Here is a 17,581-nt window from a genome sequence, read left to right as displayed (position 1 = left end):
AGAAGAGTGTTACAAGGCAGTTTGCTTATTTAATTTTGCCTTGTACATGGCTTTATCTGCTTTCGTCAGTATGGCGCCAGGATCACTTAAGTTACCTGGGTAGTAAGGAGATAAACCAATACTTAAGTCGATATTATAATGTGCTCTTTTTGGGTGTGTTGCTTCGTATAAATCCGTTATCCATGTTTGGCATAGTTGGTTGTCTTCGGTTGGTAATAGCACAACAAATTCATCGCCACCTATACGGTAAATATGGCTGCCTATTGGGGCTGTTTGAACCAGCATTTTTGCAATAGCTGTTAATAATTCATCACCGCACTTATGACCAAAGTTATCGTTAACTTGTTTAAAGTTGTCGAGGTCAATATAGGCAAGGATTCCTCGCTGTAAATTAATAGCGATTTTATCAAACCGTCGGAACAGGGCGCGTCTGTTTTGTAAACCGGTTAACTCATCCTCCAGTGCTAAGCGACTAAGATCGGCTTCAAATTTTCGGGATTTATCAATTTGAACCTGCAGTTTACTAATCAGCTCTCTTCGCTGATTCAACATTTTAATAAAGCAGAAACAGATTAAAAAGACACCAATGTGCATAAAGATATCGTCGGTGGAATCGATTAGCCAATGGTTGTCCAATTCCGGGACTTCATCAAGTAAGTCAGCAATAACACCGATGGAATAGGTACCTAGGGCGAGAATTAGCCAACTGCGCATTTCTGTACCGAAATCTTCTTTTAGCAACATGATTATCAATACTAAGGTGAGAATCGACACAATAATATCAAGTTGCCCATTCGATGGGACAAGGGCCGAAAGCAGTATGCCGATACATACCACGACAGTGAGGCGGAGAGGAAGTTGAGACAATGTACCCATATGTTTCGTCTTATTTCGAGAGGTGTGCTGAGGTCGATAGTTACAAAGGAAACGTCAATAAACAACTTGTTTACAAATGTCGGTTAAGAAGTACTGCGCAGATCTTTTCCTTTGTAAATAAATCACTTTGCTTAGGGTCATAATTGACTCAACAGCAAAAGGGGAGAGTTTAGATTATGTTTCCTTGCTTCCTTCTTTTCGCCATATCTTTAGACAGCCAATCTTTTTTCTGACTCAAAATATCGTTAATGAAAATTATTCTTTCTGAAGATTTTTGATGCTTTATTGTTGAATTTCGCTGCAAGGTTAATAAAAGTTTGATGATTGTCACTCATTAGCTTGTTTCCAAACAGAAACATTGTTAACCACGTCTCATTATTGAAATCAAAGTTTGTAATGTGGAACGTGTTGGATGTGTTTGATATATAAGGAGTGTAACAAAATATTTCAGTTTACAATATTGTAACATTTAAGGGTTTGTGTCTATCCTAACAATAGTGCTGAAGCACAAGGATAAGGCGATTAAAGAGGTCGGAAGTATGCTGACAATGGCAAAAAATGCTCAACCAAATAAAGCGTTGGTTTTTGAACGGATTCAAAAATTGATTAAAGCGCTTTCTAATGGTGTGTATGAGCGAGAAGAAACCATTAAGCTATGCCTATTAGCGGCATTGGCTGGAGAAAGTGTATTTCTTTTAGGCCCCCCAGGTATTGCTAAGAGTCTGATTGCTAAACGACTAATTCAGGCTTTTGATAACAGCAAATTTTTCGATTACTTGATGACGCGCTTCTCAACACCAGAAGAAGTGTTTGGTCCATTGTCTATCCAAGAGCTAAAGGACAATGGTAAGTATGTCCGCTTAATCGATGGGTATTTGCCAACAGCCCAAGTGGTGTTTCTTGATGAAATTTGGAAAGCCGGGCCTGCAATTTTGAATACGCTACTGACCGTTGTAAACGAGCGTACTTTCAAAAATGGTCAGGATGTCCTTCCTGTCCCTATGCGACTACTTATTACTGCATCCAACGAGTTACCTGAAGAAGATAGCGGCTTAGAGGCGTTGTACGATCGAATGTTGGTGCGCGTGTTTGTTAACCGTATTCAAGAAAAGCAGAACTTTAAGGCAATGCTGATGGGTGAAGGCCCAACGATTCAAGAGTTGGAGCCAGGGCTTGCCATAACGGATGAAGAATACGATAGCTGGCAGCAGCACATTGACGACATTAAGCTATCCGAAGATCTTTTTGAAAAGATCTATCAATTGAAGTCCATGATTGAAAACCGTTCAGAGCAATCTGACGTTGATGATGAATCTGACAATGAGTTATATATTTCAGACCGACGTTGGAAGAAGTCTGTCCGCCTATTAAAAGCCAGTGCGTTTTACAACGGTCGTGATGCAATCAACCCACTTGATCTGCTTCTCTTACAAGATTGCATGTGGCACAGCCCTGAATCACGTCACGTTATTCAAGAGACGATTAATGACTTTGCTATACAGAAAGCATTCAACCAAGAAGCCTCTCAGTTTGACGCCAATGAAGCGCAGCGGATTATCGAAGAAGTTCACGAAGAAGTTGCCAATGAACTTTGCATGACTTTCAGCCGCGAAACCATGATGCGCAAAGAGTGGTATAAGTTTGATTTCAGTAAAGCGAATCGATACCACGTTAACCACAACTCAAGAATGATCAAGCTGGTTATGCTTCAGCAAAACCCGTCGGTTTCTGAGCAAGAAAATGGCGATAGCCGCTGGGTATATGTTGATGGTGACGAGTTTGAAAAGAAAATTAAAACGGGCCAATGTGACATCTATGGCTTCGTAAATAAAAACGCCCACCTATGTCGCTTGCAGTTTGAAGTCGATGCGCAACAGCGCTTAGTAATAAAAGACATAGCAAACCGTTCTGTGCTAGTGGGTATTGCGGGTGATAATGGTATTACGCCTGAATTACAGCAACGTTGGCTAGCGGCTGCTGAAGAAGCATCTTCAAAAGTTAAGGACGCAGAACATAATTTGAAAATCTCTAAAAGCAGTTTTCATGGGGCATTGCCTCATAGTTTTATTGATCCTCGATTACCTGAATTGATTGAGCAAAGCTTATCCAGCGCGTTTGATTCGGTGCATGAACTCAAGATTACGATTGATAAGAGTGTGTTCCGTATTACCCACCTATCTGATTACTTTGAGTAAGCGGGGGGAGTAACAATGCCAATTTCTGAAGGTTTAAATATTGCGATGATGCTCGCAGAGTCGGGTGTTGTCGAAAATGCCGTGCATGAAATGATGGCGCGCCCAGAATTAATTGTTGCCGCAGAATCAAACCCAGGTGTGAAGTCAGCAATGAAAGGACAATTGCTTAAATGGCGACAGCATGTTCAAAAACGCATAAGTAAGATCAGTACAGAGGAACGGTTTGATCAAGAAATTGGGCTTTACCAAGAGGTTATTAATTGGGAGCGAGACTATTTTAATGAGCATGTTCATGAGGTCGTTAAAAAGTTAGAAGGGCACTCAGCGTTTTACTTTAAGGCAAAAACGTTGATTGAACGCGACTTAATCAAACATAACCCCATGTTCCAAAGTTACTTTTGTAACCAATGGGTTCAGCATTTAAAGCAAGCGTTGACCGAAGCACAGTTGCATGAGCTAGAGCGTCATAAAGAAAAGTTACTTGCTGATTTGTACCAGCGCATAGAAACCATGCGTCAAATGGAAGAAGTGACAGAATCTGGCGATGAGAAGAAAGCAGGCCGCTTATGGGATATGGCCAAGGCGAAGCTAACCAGAACTGACGTTAACACGCTGAAGTCTATCGCCACTTTTTTGAAAAAGAACAATGGCCTGCAAGAAATTGCTGAAAAATTAGGCCGGATGGCGAATGAAGTTGACGATCCAAACAAGGAGCGTGTTCGTTCTGAAGACCTGAAAATGGTGGAAGAGCGAAGTGACAGTGTCACTGATGATATTGTCGGTGTGCATGAAAGCGACGACTTGTCGAAGCTTTTACCTAATGAAGCCATGTTTTTGGCTTACCCCGAACTTGAAGTGGTGTTCTACAAGCACTTAGTGGATAAGCGCTTAATGAATTATCGCGTGCAAGGGGCTCAGCGTAAACTTCGTCGGGTGAAAGCCTATAAGCGTCAAACTAAGCAGGTTGAGCAAGATAAGGGGCCATTCATTGTTTGTATTGATGCTTCAGGTTCAATGAATGGTTTTCCGGAGCAATGTGCTAAGGCGCTGGCTTATGGCTTGATGCAGATAGCATTAGCGGAAGATCGTGACTGCTATGTGATTATGTTTTCAACGCAGCAAATCACTTATGAACTGACCAAGCAAGATGGCTTGAGTGAGGTATTGAATTTCTTATCTTATTCATTCCATGGGGGAACCGACCTCGGTCCTGTACTTGATCAGTCTATTGATTTGATGTGTGGCGAGAAATACAAAAATGCAGATCTGGTCGTGCTGTCTGACTTTATTGCACCATCTCAACCAGATGCAATGATGAAGCGAATTGAGAGGCTAAAAGAGCAAAAGAACCGCTTCCACGCTGTTAGTTTATCCAGATATGGTAACCCAGAGTTGATGACGATTTTCGATCACTGTTGGTCATACCATCCATCTAAGCTAGGTCGTTTGCTTAAGTGGAAATAACGAGTACCGAGTCCAATACAGCTTAGTTGTCTTGGCTTTTGGCGAACCTTAGGTTCGCCTTTTTTTTGCCTGTTTTTAGTGGGCTTTCATCTGTACTTTAATTATCCTGCTCCCTTATTCAGCAAAATATTCGTGTAAAGCCTGTTTCCACTCTGGGCTTTGTCTAATTTTGAGTAAGGCACGGTTTAGTTTCTCTCTATGCGGGCTGTTATTTTCAATGATCAAGCCATAGTTCTGCTTCTCAAATCGATAAGGTAGCACGGTCAGATCTTCATACTGTCCACTTTCTTTAGATTTCTTGATTAAGTATTTCAAAACGGCGTCATCAGCGACGATAGCTTCGACATCTTCATTATCCAATGCTTCTAGCAGTGTCTCGATGTCATCGAAACTTTGATGAACAATGCTATGGTGAATCAAAAATTCCGATGATGTTGAAGCTTTCTTTGCTCCAACAGATAGGTTGGCGAGGTCATTGGGACCTTTGATGTCACTGTTAAGCAGCCCGAGGGTAAAAGTACTCGCCAAGACAGCGGTGATACTGGCGATAAAAAAGGTGGTGAATATTGCCAGCATAACGGTCAATATACGTCCCGGGAGGGTTTTAAACTCAAAGTAATTGAAAGGCCCTTTGGTGATAAATAAAAGTCCCAGAATGAAACCCTCTACCATTTGTGCTTTCTTCGATCGCATCGAGTACAACTTGTCGTTGAGGCGGTGTTCGAGCAGGTAGTAGATCCCACCAACAATTGAGGCGGCAAGAAAGACGAAACCTAATACCACGAGTAATTTGGTATTGGTGAAAAGGCTTTTCAGAGAAGCAAGATAACCTTGGCGTTTCACGGCAATAGCGAGGTGAGTCTCATAGTAAGAGTGGGAGAAATCGAGTATTTCTTCACGTTCAGGTGTGATTGATACACATGAAACACCAATATTTAGGTTGCCATTCGCGACATCATTAAGAAGATCTTGTAGGCCGTGATTACTGATTTCGTATTCGAGTTGTAGCTCTTGGGCAATTTTTTGCCAAAGTAAAATGCTCAGGCCTGTATAGGTATTATCGTTGTGTTCAATGACAAAGGGAGGGCAGTTGTAGCTCCCTACTTTGACTGAGCCTTGGCTTGCTGCCAGGGAGAGACGAGGGAAGCAGGCGATACTAACAAGTAACAATAAGGTTGCAGCCTGAAGGGGGCGAGTTATTGTGCTTAACATGGCTGCTCTCCGTTCTCATTGTCATACCTTCAGTATAAACATCATCAATTTTTTGCTAGAAATCCAAGCGTTTCAGCCAATGAACTATGCTTAAACCATTAGAAATTCCATGAATCTCACTAAAGAGTGATCGCTCCCGCTGCCCAATTGGGTACTAAGAGTGTCAATGTTGAGTGAGGAGGGTGTATGAGAGTCTTGTCTTTCTGCGCCGCGTTGTTCCTTTGGTTTGCTAGCTTCGGCGCTGTTGCTCAAGATGTCTGGGTCATTGGCATTCAGGGTGGTATTGGCCCAGCAACCAGTGACTACGTTACTCGAGAAATTGAGCAAGCCCATGAGGAACAGGCCGCATTTATTGTATTGAAGGTGGATACTCCGGGAGGTCTAGATACATCGATGCGTGATATTATTCGCGCCATTACCACATCACCAATTCCAGTCGCTACTTGGGTTGGCCCGGCAGGGGCAAGAGCTGCCAGTGCCGGTACTTATATCTTGCTCGCCAGCCATGTCGCAGCCATGGCCCCTGGGACTAACCTTGGCGCAGCCACACCCGTATCATTGACTTCGCCTGGCGGAAAAGAGCCAGATGACTCCGGTTCAAATCCATTCTCTCCTAAAAAAGAACCTCAAAATACTGAACAAGAGCCAGCACCTGCCGCCGATGAAAACGACGATAAGGTCAAAGCAAAAACCGCGATGGAGAAAAAAGTCATTAACGATGCCCGTGCCTATATTCGTGGTTTGGCAAAACTACATGGTCGCAATGAAGAATGGGCAGAGACGGCGGTAACTGAGGCGGCGAGTATCGATGCTGAAGCGGCACTAGAGCAGAATGTGATTGATTTTATTGCCTCTGATCTTGACGCTTTGATAGCGAAATCCAATGGTAGAACTGTGATGATCAATGGCTTGGAATCGACCATTGAGCTTACCAATGTTGCGTATGTAGAGCGCGAGCAAGATTGGCGATTTAAGCTGTTATCTGTCATTACCAACCCCAATGTTGCGTATATCCTGATGCTCATTGGGATCTACGGATTACTATTGGAATTCTACAACCCAGGCGTAGGTTTGCCGGGAGTGCTGGGTGGGATTTGCTTGCTATTGGCGATGTATTCACTGCAAATGCTCCCCGTGAGTTATGCCGGTTTAGGGTTATTGCTACTTGGTATCGCCTTGATGGTTGCCGAAGCCTTCAGCCCAAGTTTTGGGGTGTTGGGGCTTGGCGGCATCGTCGCCTTCGCCTTGGGTTCTGTCATGTTAATGGACACAGAAACCCCTGGTTACCAAATTGCGATTCCACTCATCGTTGGCCTAACGGCGGTTTCAGCCTTGTTTACCTTTGTTATTTTAACCTTGCTAGTGAAATCACGGCGTAAACCCGTGACCACCGGCGTTGAGGTGCTGATTGGACAAGAGGCCACCGTGGTGACTGGGTTCCCTGGCCAAGGACGCGTGCTCGTAGATGGAGAGGTTTGGCAAGCAAATTGCGTTAGGCCGTTGAAGAAAGGACAGAAAGTCACAGTAACGAATATCCGAGGCTTATGCCTTGATGTTGTAATCGATAAAGAGCCAACTATCAGTTTGGATAAGGAATAATAAATATGGTTACTTATTCTTTGGCAACAATCATTGTGCTGGTTATCGTATTGATTGCCAGCATGTTCAAGGTGTTACGTGAGTATGAGCGGGCGGTGGTGTTTTTGCTCGGGCGCTTTTACCAAGTGAAAGGGCCCGGCCTGATCATCATTGTGCCTATTATTCAACAAATGGTGAGGGTTGATCTGCGAACCATTGTACTGGATGTGCCGACACAGGATTTGATCACCCGGGATAATGTTTCGGTAAAGGTAAATGCGGTTGTTTATTTTCGCGTTGTTGACTCAAAAATGGCAATCAACAATGTTGAGAACTACCTAGAAGCCACCAGCCAGCTATCGCAAACGACATTACGGTCTGTTTTAGGTCAGCATGAGTTGGATGAATTGCTATCAGCTCGAGAAGAGTTGAATAATGATCTTCAGTCGATCCTCGATCAACATACCGATAACTGGGGGATCAAAGTGGCCAATGTCGAAATCAAGCATGTTGACCTAGATGACAGTATGGTGAGGGCGTTAGCTCGACAAGCGGAGGCTGAACGTTCAAGGCGGGCGAAGGTGATTCACGCAACCGGTGAGCTCGAGGCATCGCAAAAATTGCAAGAAGCGGCCGAAGTACTGAATCGTGCCCCAAATGCCGTCCAGCTTCGTTATATGCAAACCCTAACAGAAATCGCCAATGACAGGACGACTACGGTGGTGTTCCCTATGCCAATTGATCTGGTTGATAAGTTCAGTGTGGTCATGAATAGAGGCGATGGGGACAAGAAAAAAACCGATGAAGGAAAAGAATAAGTTAGCTAGCACCATACATCGGTAAAAGGAAAGCAACTGGTAAATAGCATTGCTGCTATTCGTTCTGTTTTAGCGCTGCCTTCGTGAAAAACTTACCGAAGGCAGTGCTAAACAAAGTGTTATGAGCGCTGCAACATGAAGGTTTGATACTCAAGATCTTCAAATTGGCTGTCTAGCATGATCAAGCCAATGATGGTGGTAACCAGCATCGTGATCGCAAAGCCGTAACCATAGAAGACTGGCCCTAAATCGATACTAATGTGGGCGAGGATAAAGTTACCTAATGCCATTAGCGCGGTCAGGGCTAGGGCAGAATAGCGCTTATCCAAGTAGTACATCACATTGAGAATCGACATCACTAACACCTGCAAACTGACACCGACTAAGTCCACATAAAGAAGATGTAAAAAGGCAAGGTCGATATCCAGTGCAATCAAAATATCTTCCGCCCAAAGGATCAGCAGGGCAAGTGTTAACCCTTGGACTTTAAATATTTCATAAATACTCTGCTGACACGCCAATACCATTTTGTCTTTAAGCAGGTAAATCGAATCAAGTGTCGCCCCTTCACGAACGGCATCATAAAACTTTAGACATGCATCAGCGAAGTCGGTCTCCATTCGTAGCATAAAGACCGCCATACCTGGCACGATGGCAAGGTAGGCAATAAAGATTGGCAAGTCATAGATGTAAGAAGCACGGAATACGTCGACGACCTGGTGTGAGGTTTCATCTCGGAACCAGAACACAAATTTATCAAGCCAGACCCCAAGGTTGTACAAAAAGCCACATAAAATCAGAGAGAAGAAGGTCTTCTTATGGTTTAAAAATTCAAAGGAAACCAGCTGGTTGGCCGGGAAGTCACGTATGACATGATACAAGAATGCAAAGGTCAATACGGCTTGGCAGAATGTAAATGTCACCATTAAGCCCAACAGCCCGAATGATGGTAGGGTTAGGCTCATGATCACCATCAGGCCGTAGCTAACGAACATAGTAAAGAAGATTCGATAGTATTCCTTCATGCCGCTTAAAAAGATAATGATCAACCATTGGTTACATAACAGCACCAGCGAGGTAAAAATGGTGACTTTTACCGCAGGTGCCAAGGTTTCACAAATCGCGAGGATAGCACCGCCAATGACAGCGGCAATGGCACTGGTGACCAGCATGGAGCCGAGTAAGTTAGGTACGATGCGGTGCTCTTGTTTGGCAAACAGCAAGTCCGATATAAATCGGGTGAGCAGAAGCTGAAATAACCCGCTAATGATCAGCGAGCCTGCCATTAGGTAGGTGACAATGACCAAAAACTGGACAATGACATAGGTCGGGAAAACAACCCCGATACTGATCAGGCCGATGGCCAACAGTGCCAAAATAGAGAGCACCCAAGGCCCCGAGCTGATCAATCCCGCCAGCCCATAGGCTTCAAGCATTGAAAGCAATGAATTCTTTTTCAGGATCTTCCTGATCTCAAATCCAATCCCTGCCATGGGTCGCCTCCTTGTATAGTGCACGATAAGCGTCGTACATGAGTTTTTCGTCGTAATAGCGGGTTACACGCTCTTTACCTATATCGCCCGCTTTAAGCCATGCTTCACGATCGCCAAGTACTTTGACAATAGCTTCAGCCCCTTCGAGTGGACTCGCAATTGGGATGATTTCTCCTGCCGATCCAATTGCGGCATCTTCGCCAGCTGCGCCATCGATAATCTCTCGACATGCACCAACTTCGGTGGCAATACACGGAATACCAGCGGCCATTGCTTCGAGCAGTACCAAGGGTTGTGCTTCACTGATTGAGGTCAGCATCATGACACCGAGTTTTGGCATGATTTCAACCACATTTTTGCTGCCAAGCATTTTCACGTTATTGGTCAAGCCAAGGCTTTCAATCAACAGCTCACATTCATGCACATACGTCGGGTCTTCTTCTTTAGGGCCAATGATCCAGCCTTCCAGGTTGGGGATTGTTTCCACAGCACCGCGAATGGTTCGGATAAAGGTTTTAATGTCTTTAATAGGGACCACTCGACCCACCAAGCCAACAACGGGGGGCGGTGAGTCTGGCCGTTTTTCATAGGCGGCATGAAAACGGGATGTACTGATGCCATTTACGATCACTTGTGTTCGGTCGCTGGGGGCACCGTCGGTGTGTTGACGCTGCCGATTACCTTCAAATAGGGCGATGATTTTTTCAGCTTGGTGATATGCCGATAAGCCAAGTTGCTCGAAAAAGCGAATCCAGGTTTTACGGGTAATATCCATGCCTTTATGCATACTGATATCAATCAGGCTATGGCGGTCTTTAATCCAACTGGCTTGCGCTAAATCGATCTTTCTTTCCTTGGTATAGATACCGTGTTCGGTGAGCAAGAAAGGGCGGTCGGTGTTTTGGTGACACATGGCCCCCAGAAACCCTGCGTACCCTGTTGAGACACTGTGATAAGCCTTGGCATTGGGTAGATTTTGTGAAATCCGTGCCAAGATAAACAGCGGTTGGTAGATGTTGCGATATGTCCAAAAATAATCGACGAATGATTGCTTCTCTGCTGAGGCGAGGTAGCGTTCGGTCAGCACGTCCCATGATGCGCGGCTATATAAGAAGTCATCAAGCGTCAGTTTACCTTTTTGACCAAGAAACTCTGAAACATCAACCAAAAGATTGTTGGGAATAGGCTGATCTTTTTTCTCAAAGAATGATAGAAATGAGCCCCAGGCCGTGAAAAGTTTACTCTTACCACGTCGAGCTGACGGTGTGAGGTTACCTTGGTTAGAGAGCAGGTAATGCACTTCAAAGCCGACAACATTGTCAGGAAACTCATAGGCCATTTCTTGGTAAAAGTCGGGATGCCCACCCAAAAAAATGAGGTGAAAAGTAAACTCAGGCAAGCCACTGATGATCTGATGTACCCAGCTGGAAACGCCACCGCGCACGTAGGGGTATGTGCCTTCGAGTAGCAAGCAAATATCGACTTCACCACCTTCGGCGAGTTTATTGAATTGGTGGTGTTGTGTCATACCCAGTACTCCTTGATCTGACTAAGCTTTTCGCCTTTTTGTTCAGGGAAGTAGGCGATGTACTGCTTGGCGATTTGATAATCACCACTGCGATATGCTGCTTCAGCTAGGTAAGGAGCAACCTGTTTAACTAATAAGCCTCCCTCAAGGGCTCTCTCCAAATGGATTGTGGCCTCCTTTGGGCGTTGTTGTTCCAGCAGTACTCGCCCTAACAATAGGTTGCTTGAGGCCGAGTCTTGTATGACATTCGCTTGGTGCAGATATTGCTCTGCTTGTTCAAGGTAGTGTTTTCGCAAGACGCCTTCAGCAATGCCGAGATAGCATAGCTCCCAGTACTGTTGGGCAACTTCATAAGCTTTGTTGGCACTCGGCTGGTGGGCCAGCTGCCGCTTGAACAGTGAGAGAGATTCGTTAATTTGGGTTTCAATGCTTTCTAAAGATGCATAGGCAAGAAGGCGAACATCATCAGTCAGATCTTTGAGCGCAAGCTGTAACAGTGGCACGGCGTGCTGCCTCGGTAAGTGCCGGATAGCCCCAACGGCAAGTAGTCGTCTTTCAGGATCACCGTTGTGGAGTAAGATTTCTCGAAGGGCACCGGTACCAAATTGGGTGTTAACTTCATCGCCAGGGTTCTGAGGAAGCGGGGATTTTTCACATTCTTCCCAAGTGACAATATTGGGCTTACGTGGCAGGTAGAGTGCGACTAAAAGCGAGCATGCCGTACCGAGCATGCCTATCAAAGGCAAGAAGTAGTTGAAAAAGAACAAGAAGCTCATTGAGCTAACGACTGGGCGCTTGTATTTTTTCGGTAATAGTATCCAGCTCAGAGCAGTAAAACTGGCGCAGGCGATGGCATGGCTGGTAAAAAAAGCCACCCATAGTGTCGGGGTCATCTCCTTGTCAAAAACTAGGTAGAAGCTAGCACTCTCAAAGGCGATCGTCTGCAATATCAGCCAGATCTTCATCGTAAGCTCCTAGTTCATCCATGATTTTGTTTATTTCATCGTCATCTTGGGTTAACGATAATGGCCCCAAAATATCAATATCCCCGGCCAAGTCATCCAATTGGTTTTTAAGTAGTTCCTGTAAGCGATTGATATAAAGCTGTCCTTCGTAGGCTGACGTCAATGGCAGTAAAACAGCGAGAGCAGGGTTACCATCTTTTGAGTGGCAAGACCAATAAACATCGGCGCCACGTCGGTAGTTAACCAAATTATCGAGTATGGCTTTATGCGATTTTTGGCTATCTACACAGACCACAAGTGAGCTATCTGCACCATAGTGGCGCTTGTTGTATTTGGCTCGCTTGATATAGCTGAGGAAAAGATCGCTTTGGTTTGATTGCAGAATGGGCGTAACAGTGTGTTTGCACAGTAAATCTGCGGCGTGGTTAGCCACTAAAGATAAGAGGGCAACATTTGCTGGGGTTAGCATGAAGAATTTTGCACTTTCGGCAACGACGGCAGCTTGAAGTTTGCCATGGGTGTCCAATAGTGGAATGCACAGTTGGTACCGTGATTTATGGCTCTGATTTTCAGCGAGTTTTGCTGGGGAAAGGAGTTTTTTTGTATCAAGCATGTCTTTCAGCATGGGATCGTTGACGATGAGTTGGTGGTGATCCCCCAGTTTTGCGTGGGCATTAGGAATTATTTGGTCATCAATAACACGGTAGATCCCAGCAACCTCAATGCCGCCAATTTCTGCCAGCAGATTCAAAAAAGGGTGCCCAAGGTACTCAAGTCGATTTTCTGCATGCTTAGTGGCTATCTTTTGTAGTGCATTAATGCTGGATCGTAAGCTGACGGTTTGACCCGCTGTACGTTGTTCAAGCTGATCGTGCGAAACCTTCAACAAATGATAGTTCTGAGTAAAGCTATCAAGCTTTTGGCTCATATACTGGTGATCGAGTATGTGCTTGCGGTTAATGTTATACCAATAGTCCTGAAACTCACCGGCAATCATCGCGACCATAATAGTGCCAAGGGCAAGGGAGAACGGGTAGTACTCCAGGTGGCCAGTAATTTTCATAATGGTGGCGAGGCCAGCTGTCGTTAGCAGCGAACAGATAAAACCTTTTGCAAAACCGTAACGCAAGGCAATCAGGAGTGGACCAAATAAAGGCCAGAAAAAATTATGCTCGGTTGAAGTGGGTGCCAGCGAGTCAGATTGCACCCAGACGTAAATAGATAACCCGGCTACAACGCAGGTTTCTAACCAGCTCCAACTGCTTTTCTTGAAGCCGTTTATCGCCTTTCTTGTCAATATTTTACTCATGGCTCAATCCCTTTTCACACATGTTTCTATTGCTGAGCTGGAGCAATGTTCAAGCCATCGAGTAGCTCATCGATAACAATATGCCCGGTGCCACTGACACTTTCTCTTCCCCAGCCACCGCGTGTACCGGTTGCTCGCCAATACGTCGTGCCGCTTTTCGCCGACTTAACCTCCAATGTGATCCCCACAGCAGGCTCACCATCGAGCCCGCTTTTGTAGTGCCATTCCTCCACTGAACCTGTGATCACAAAGTCCACCGGCTGAGTGGCCAGCCATGCCTGAGCTTGCTGCTGCTTGGCACTGTTATCTAATATGCTTTTAAGATCATGAGTGATTGAAGCCGGGTACATCTTGGCATTGATGCCCTTCGCATAGAGCTGTGCGTTAAGTATCTGCTCTGCTTTCTCGGCTGCCAGAGGGGTGCTAGAGTTGTTGGTCATTGGCATAACAGCCCAGTTACTGTCAGCGGCAAAGCTTGGGCTTTCGGGGACTTGGTAGCTGCTACACGCACTGAGCGCGAGGGCTGCTGTTAAAGTGAATATTCGTTTCATCATACGTTTCCTTGTTAAAAGCTGTAGTAGTAACCGGCTGTTATATTCAACGACTCATCGCCGTTTCTATCTTGGCTTTGCCAGTCAGTGCTGATATAGAGCTCATCGTTGCCCACAATACGCCAACCAAGCCCAGCGCTGAGGGTGATATCCATTTGACTATTGGTGACGTTGTAACCCAATGAGCTATCAAACCAGTATCTTGGTGACGGAACGGTTGGCCCCGGTTGGCCAGGCTCTCCGTGCCAAACGCGTTGACCGATTGAGAGGCGTTGGTACTCATCAGCGATAAAGTCGCCGCTTGTTAAAGTGTTTGGCCCTTGATGCCATTGATTAACACCGTCTAGCGGGTCATCGCTCAATGTGACATCTTGCATGCTGATATCGCCATAAACGATCCAAGCTGGATCGGCAAAGAAGAATTGTTCGGCTACGCGTAGATTGAAGTCCCAGCCCGTACCGATGTCATCACCAAAACGGGTTGATAGATCGTGGATATTAAATTGAAACGCGACTGATTCTCTTGCCGTGGGTTGGTAATTGAGGTTAAAGCCCAGTACGTTTTCTTGGCCTGAGGTGGTCATTAGCTCGCTGGCCTCTATATGGCTATTAATGCCGAGTTTGACGCCTGCGCGCCAATAGTCATCAACTGTAAACTGATAACTTGCATTCAAGCCGATACGTTTATCACCTTGGCCGTCTGCGACATCAAAGCCAATTGTCCAAGCGCTGTCAATGAGTTGGCGTTGGTATTGACCATGCAATCGGGTTTCATCTTCGACTTCGCTGCCATCGAGTAACTCCGGCGTCCCCGACACTTGGTAGTCCGTACCCAAACGCCAGTAGCCATCATGGTGTGGGGCATAATAATCAATACTGTAGTGAGTGATATCCCATTGACTAATTTGCTTCACCTGGCTGCGGAGGCTGTGGGTTTTGTTTGGATGCTGATTGACATGGATACGCCTTAGCTGCTCTTCTTCGACGGGGTTGGCTAGGCGGCCGATCTCATTTTGCCCCTGCTGCCATGCTTTTTGATGCTGCCCTGTGAGCTGATAAGCAACATTACGATCTGCGGGAGGCAGGTTCATCGAATTTGCTAGCAAACGTTCCATTGTATGGCGGTCATGGGTTTGAATGGCTAACGATAACTGCTGCCAGTCAGGTAAGGTATACTTGCCCAGCGCCGTGCGCTGTTGCCAAAGCAAAATATTATCGCCTTGGTTGTTAGCAAGGTAGTGCTGGAATAGCTCGGCGGTGTATTGTGCATTGGGGGTCGACAGTGCATTTTCTTCAACTAAGGTTTGCGCGAAGCGCTCGCCCATGAACATTGCAACTAATGAACGGTAGGTAATGTCGCCAAGGTTTAGCGCCAGTAATTCATCAGTCATGTTTTTCGCGACATGGCGACGCAGTTGGTAGGCAGTTTCACCTTGTCCCTGCTGCTCAAGCAATGCGGCATAGTTTAGGATGATCGAAACATCCGGTGAACCATTAACATCCGGTGAACCATAGGCCAGCAATATTTGTTTATACCAAAGTGCGGCTTCTTGTGATTTGCCGAGCAATTGGCTGGCGCTGGCAAAAGCAAGCCAGAACTCACTATTGCCCGAGAGTGGGACTTTGTATTGTTCGTAGAGCACTGTTAGCGTTGGCAGATCATTCTTTTCAATGCTCAGCCACATCATACCGTTTACCGCTAATGTGTTTTCTGGTGAGAGTGACAATATTTCTTCATACAGTGCTTGTGCGTTATCGAACTCTCGCTTGCTTTGCGCTAGTTTGGCGCGATATACCAAGATATCAAGGCTGTTATAAAGTGCGGGGTCATCTTCAATTACTGCAAGCAATTGTTCGAGGTAGCCCATGTTGTTTTCACTATCAATTGCTTGGAATGCTGTTTGTAGTAGTGCTTGGTTACCCGTTTGTTGATAAACCTTAATGATATGTTCAAGGCTATCTTGGCTGAGTGGTTGAAGCGCACTCACATAGCGGTAAGCGTCAAGGTTGCTGCTTGATAGGGCGATAAGCTGTTGCTGCGATGCTTTTGACAGTGGCCGGTTACTGGTTTCCCAAGCCAATGACGAGACTGCCTCAAGATAGTCTTCATCAGCACTTAGCCATTCATCAGGGGCAGTGAGAACATTCAAGGCAAGCTTGGGTTGGTTGCTCATGATATAGGCGTTAGCAAAGCGCTCGGCTTCGACAAAATTGGGTTGGCGGAGCGGCTTTAGCTTGAGCCATTGTTGAATGACAGCACTATGGTTGCTTTGGTAGCTGTACAAGCGAGCAATGTGGCTAATAAGCGCGGTGTCTTTTGGACGCATAGCCGCCAGACGTTTAATGCTGCGTAATGCGACTGGTGTACCTTTGGCTTTTTCTAGTGCGTTGAGCCAATCATCATATTCGTAACGACTAATTTGGTTGTTGTCAGCCAGTTGCTTAAAGAAGAGCCCCTCGTGGTATATATCACCTAGCGCTTTAGATTCTTCAACACCGGTGCGCAGTTGGTTTTCGGTTGGCTGGCGTTGTAGCAAGGCAATGCTGATTGCTTGGGCATCTGCCGTGCGATTTTGCCAGCGGTACACTTTATGTAGCGTAATTAAATCGTTTTTCTGATCATCGATGGCAATGGCGGAGCGAAGTAGGCGGCTTGCCAAAGCGAGATCACCTGTAATGATGGCGTAGTTTGCCGTGGCGCGATACAAGTCTGCTTCTGGGGTCTGGGCCAACAGTTTTAGTGATTGTTCAACAGCAAGGTCGAAGTGCCCCATAAGTTGGGCGTGATCAATACTGCTTTTAAGGTAATCTGGGTGTTGGCTGATCTTCCCTTGGTAGCTGGTAAGGAAGTCTCGGCTTAATTGGGCTTGATTTGCAGCGGCCATGAGGGCGAATAGGGCGTTCGCATGCTCAAGGGTTTCAAACTCCCTAAACTCATCAAGCTGTAATTTGAGTGAACTGTCGTAATCGGCATTTTGTAATGCTAGTGAGATAAGCTCCTGGTAGTTGGTTTCGCCACTTTGGATGTGCGGCAGTAACAGCTCGAAGCCTTTGGATGTCTTTGAGAATGATATGGCGGCATCAGCATATTGCCGAGCCACATCCGCTTCGGGTATGTAGTCGATGCTGTCAATTAAACTCAGTATCTGTTGGATTGTTTGCTCGCTCGTTTCATCATCGAGTTGATAAGACCGTTCTAACAATATCTTCAGGTAGAGGCTTAGGGCTGGCCAATTCTGCTCCCCATTTTCTTTTAGCAAGATTGTTTCAAGTAGTGACGTGGCATCTTCCAACTGCCCCAAGCGGTAGTAGTTGTCGATGAGTTGCTCAATCACTTTACGGTTCTCAGGCTCTTGTGCGTAGATCTCTTTTAAGAAGGCTAAAGAGACTTCTGCGGATGAAGAGCGGGCTATCAGCTGAATAAGCATCGATTTGGTCGGCGCAACTAACCACAATGCCCACAATGAAGTGAGCATTAGAACTACCAGGGTCAGCTTGTTGACCAAGCGGATCCGTGGTTGTGGTTTGTTCTTGTTGCTATCCTTTGCCATGCCGGTGATGTAATCCTATTCCTAGCTTTTGTTTATTGTGT

Annotated in this window: 12 protein-coding genes; 4 read left to right on the top strand and 8 right to left on the bottom strand. The window is 45.6% G+C overall.

Annotation, left to right across the window (positions count from 1 at the left end; genetic code table 11):
• Positions 1 to 9 precede the first annotated feature (9 nt).
• Positions 10 to 876 (bottom strand): GGDEF domain-containing protein, encoded by an 867-nt coding sequence (locus tag C9I98_RS09455; protein WP_036816296.1) that lies wholly within the window; start codon positions 874 to 876, stop codon positions 10 to 12.
• Between the two features lie 539 nt (positions 877 to 1,415).
• Here C9I98_RS09455 and C9I98_RS09450 point away from each other — a divergent pair.
• Positions 1,416 to 3,071, top strand: a complete 1,656-nt coding sequence (locus C9I98_RS09450; RefSeq protein ID WP_036816295.1) for an ATPase RavA domain-containing protein — start codon at positions 1,416 to 1,418, stop codon at positions 3,069 to 3,071.
• A 15-nt stretch (positions 3,072 to 3,086) separates the two neighbouring features.
• Positions 3,087 to 4,535 (top strand): ATPase RavA stimulator ViaA, encoded by a 1,449-nt coding sequence (gene viaA / locus C9I98_RS09445; RefSeq protein ID WP_036816294.1) that lies wholly within the window; start codon positions 3,087 to 3,089, stop codon positions 4,533 to 4,535.
• A gap of 114 nt (positions 4,536 to 4,649) precedes the next feature.
• On the opposite strand, the gene C9I98_RS09440 is transcribed toward viaA, so the two are convergent.
• Complete coding sequence (locus C9I98_RS09440; protein ID WP_036816290.1) at positions 4,650 to 5,747, bottom strand: substrate-binding periplasmic protein; 1,098 nt, start codon at positions 5,745 to 5,747, stop codon at positions 4,650 to 4,652.
• Between the two features lie 186 nt (positions 5,748 to 5,933).
• Between C9I98_RS09440 and C9I98_RS09435 the strand changes: the two genes are divergently transcribed.
• Both C9I98_RS09435 and C9I98_RS09430 read left to right on the top strand, forming a co-directional pair.
• A complete protein-coding gene (locus C9I98_RS09435) occupies positions 5,934 to 7,346 on the top strand; it encodes an NfeD family protein (protein ID WP_036816288.1) in 1,413 nt (470 codons plus the stop codon).
• 5 nt (positions 7,347 to 7,351) lie between these two features.
• On the top strand, positions 7,352 to 8,143 hold the full coding sequence (locus C9I98_RS09430; protein WP_107271894.1) for a slipin family protein: 792 nt from the start codon (positions 7,352 to 7,354) through the stop codon (positions 8,141 to 8,143).
• Positions 8,144 to 8,262: 119 nt separating this feature from the next.
• On the opposite strand, the gene pelG is transcribed toward C9I98_RS09430, so the two are convergent.
• Genes pelG through C9I98_RS09400 form a run of 6 tightly spaced genes read right to left on the bottom strand, consistent with a single transcriptional unit; the run spans position 8,263 to position 17,540 of the window.
• Positions 8,263 to 9,636: an exopolysaccharide Pel transporter PelG gene (gene pelG / locus C9I98_RS09425; RefSeq protein WP_036820132.1), complete on the bottom strand. Its 1,374-nt coding sequence runs from the start codon at positions 9,634 to 9,636 to the stop codon at positions 8,263 to 8,265.
• Complete coding sequence (pelF, locus tag C9I98_RS09420) at positions 9,617 to 11,164, bottom strand: GT4 family glycosyltransferase PelF (RefSeq protein WP_051902085.1); 1,548 nt, start codon at positions 11,162 to 11,164, stop codon at positions 9,617 to 9,619. Before pelF ends, pelG begins: the two co-directional genes overlap by 20 nt.
• Positions 11,161 to 12,129 (bottom strand): HEAT repeat domain-containing protein, encoded by a 969-nt coding sequence (locus C9I98_RS09415; RefSeq protein ID WP_107271893.1) that lies wholly within the window; start codon positions 12,127 to 12,129, stop codon positions 11,161 to 11,163. The genes pelF and C9I98_RS09415 overlap by 4 nt, the downstream gene beginning before the upstream one ends.
• Entirely contained in the window at positions 12,092 to 13,438 is a 1,347-nt protein-coding gene (locus tag C9I98_RS09410) for a PelD GGDEF domain-containing protein (RefSeq protein ID WP_107271892.1), read from the bottom strand. The genes C9I98_RS09415 and C9I98_RS09410 overlap by 38 nt, the downstream gene beginning before the upstream one ends.
• A 26-nt stretch (positions 13,439 to 13,464) precedes the next feature.
• The gene (locus C9I98_RS09405) at positions 13,465 to 13,989 is read right to left on the bottom strand and encodes a hypothetical protein (RefSeq protein ID WP_107271891.1); all 525 of its coding nucleotides are present in this window, start codon (positions 13,987 to 13,989) and stop codon (positions 13,465 to 13,467) included.
• A 14-nt stretch (positions 13,990 to 14,003) separates the two neighbouring features.
• Positions 14,004 to 17,540 carry a tetratricopeptide repeat protein gene (locus tag C9I98_RS09400; protein ID WP_036821192.1) on the bottom strand — a complete coding sequence of 1,179 codons (3,537 nt, stop codon included), beginning with the start codon at positions 17,538 to 17,540 and terminating at the stop codon, positions 14,004 to 14,006.
• Between the last annotated feature and the right edge of the window lie 41 nt (positions 17,541 to 17,581).

It is taken from the genome of Photobacterium sanctipauli (assembly GCF_003026495.1).
Classification (GTDB): Bacteria; Pseudomonadota; Gammaproteobacteria; order Enterobacterales; family Vibrionaceae; genus Photobacterium; species Photobacterium sanctipauli.
This window is presented reverse-complemented; position numbering and strand designations above follow the sequence as displayed.

Excerpts from the sequence above, each read along its gene's own strand:
- C9I98_RS09455 (WP_036816296.1), bottom strand. The coding sequence starts at position 876 with ATGGGTACATTGTCTCAACTTCCTCTCCGCCTCACTGTCGTGGTATGT.
- C9I98_RS09450 (WP_036816295.1), top strand. The coding sequence starts at position 1,416 with ATGCTGACAATGGCAAAAAATGCTCAACCAAATAAAGCGTTGGTTTTT.
- viaA (WP_036816294.1), top strand. The coding sequence starts at position 3,087 with ATGCCAATTTCTGAAGGTTTAAATATTGCGATGATGCTCGCAGAGTCG.
- C9I98_RS09440 (WP_036816290.1), bottom strand. The coding sequence starts at position 5,747 with ATGTTAAGCACAATAACTCGCCCCCTTCAGGCTGCAACCTTATTGTTA.
- C9I98_RS09435 (WP_036816288.1), top strand. The coding sequence starts at position 5,934 with ATGAGAGTCTTGTCTTTCTGCGCCGCGTTGTTCCTTTGGTTTGCTAGC.
- C9I98_RS09430 (WP_107271894.1), top strand. The coding sequence starts at position 7,352 with ATGGTTACTTATTCTTTGGCAACAATCATTGTGCTGGTTATCGTATTG.
- pelG (WP_036820132.1), bottom strand. The coding sequence starts at position 9,636 with ATGGCAGGGATTGGATTTGAGATCAGGAAGATCCTGAAAAAGAATTCA.
- pelF (WP_051902085.1), bottom strand. The coding sequence starts at position 11,164 with ATGACACAACACCACCAATTCAATAAACTCGCCGAAGGTGGTGAAGTC.
- C9I98_RS09415 (WP_107271893.1), bottom strand. The coding sequence starts at position 12,129 with ATGAAGATCTGGCTGATATTGCAGACGATCGCCTTTGAGAGTGCTAGC.
- C9I98_RS09410 (WP_107271892.1), bottom strand. The coding sequence starts at position 13,438 with ATGAGTAAAATATTGACAAGAAAGGCGATAAACGGCTTCAAGAAAAGC.
- C9I98_RS09405 (WP_107271891.1), bottom strand. The coding sequence starts at position 13,989 with ATGAAACGAATATTCACTTTAACAGCAGCCCTCGCGCTCAGTGCGTGT.
- C9I98_RS09400 (WP_036821192.1), bottom strand. The coding sequence starts at position 17,540 with ATGGCAAAGGATAGCAACAAGAACAAACCACAACCACGGATCCGCTTG.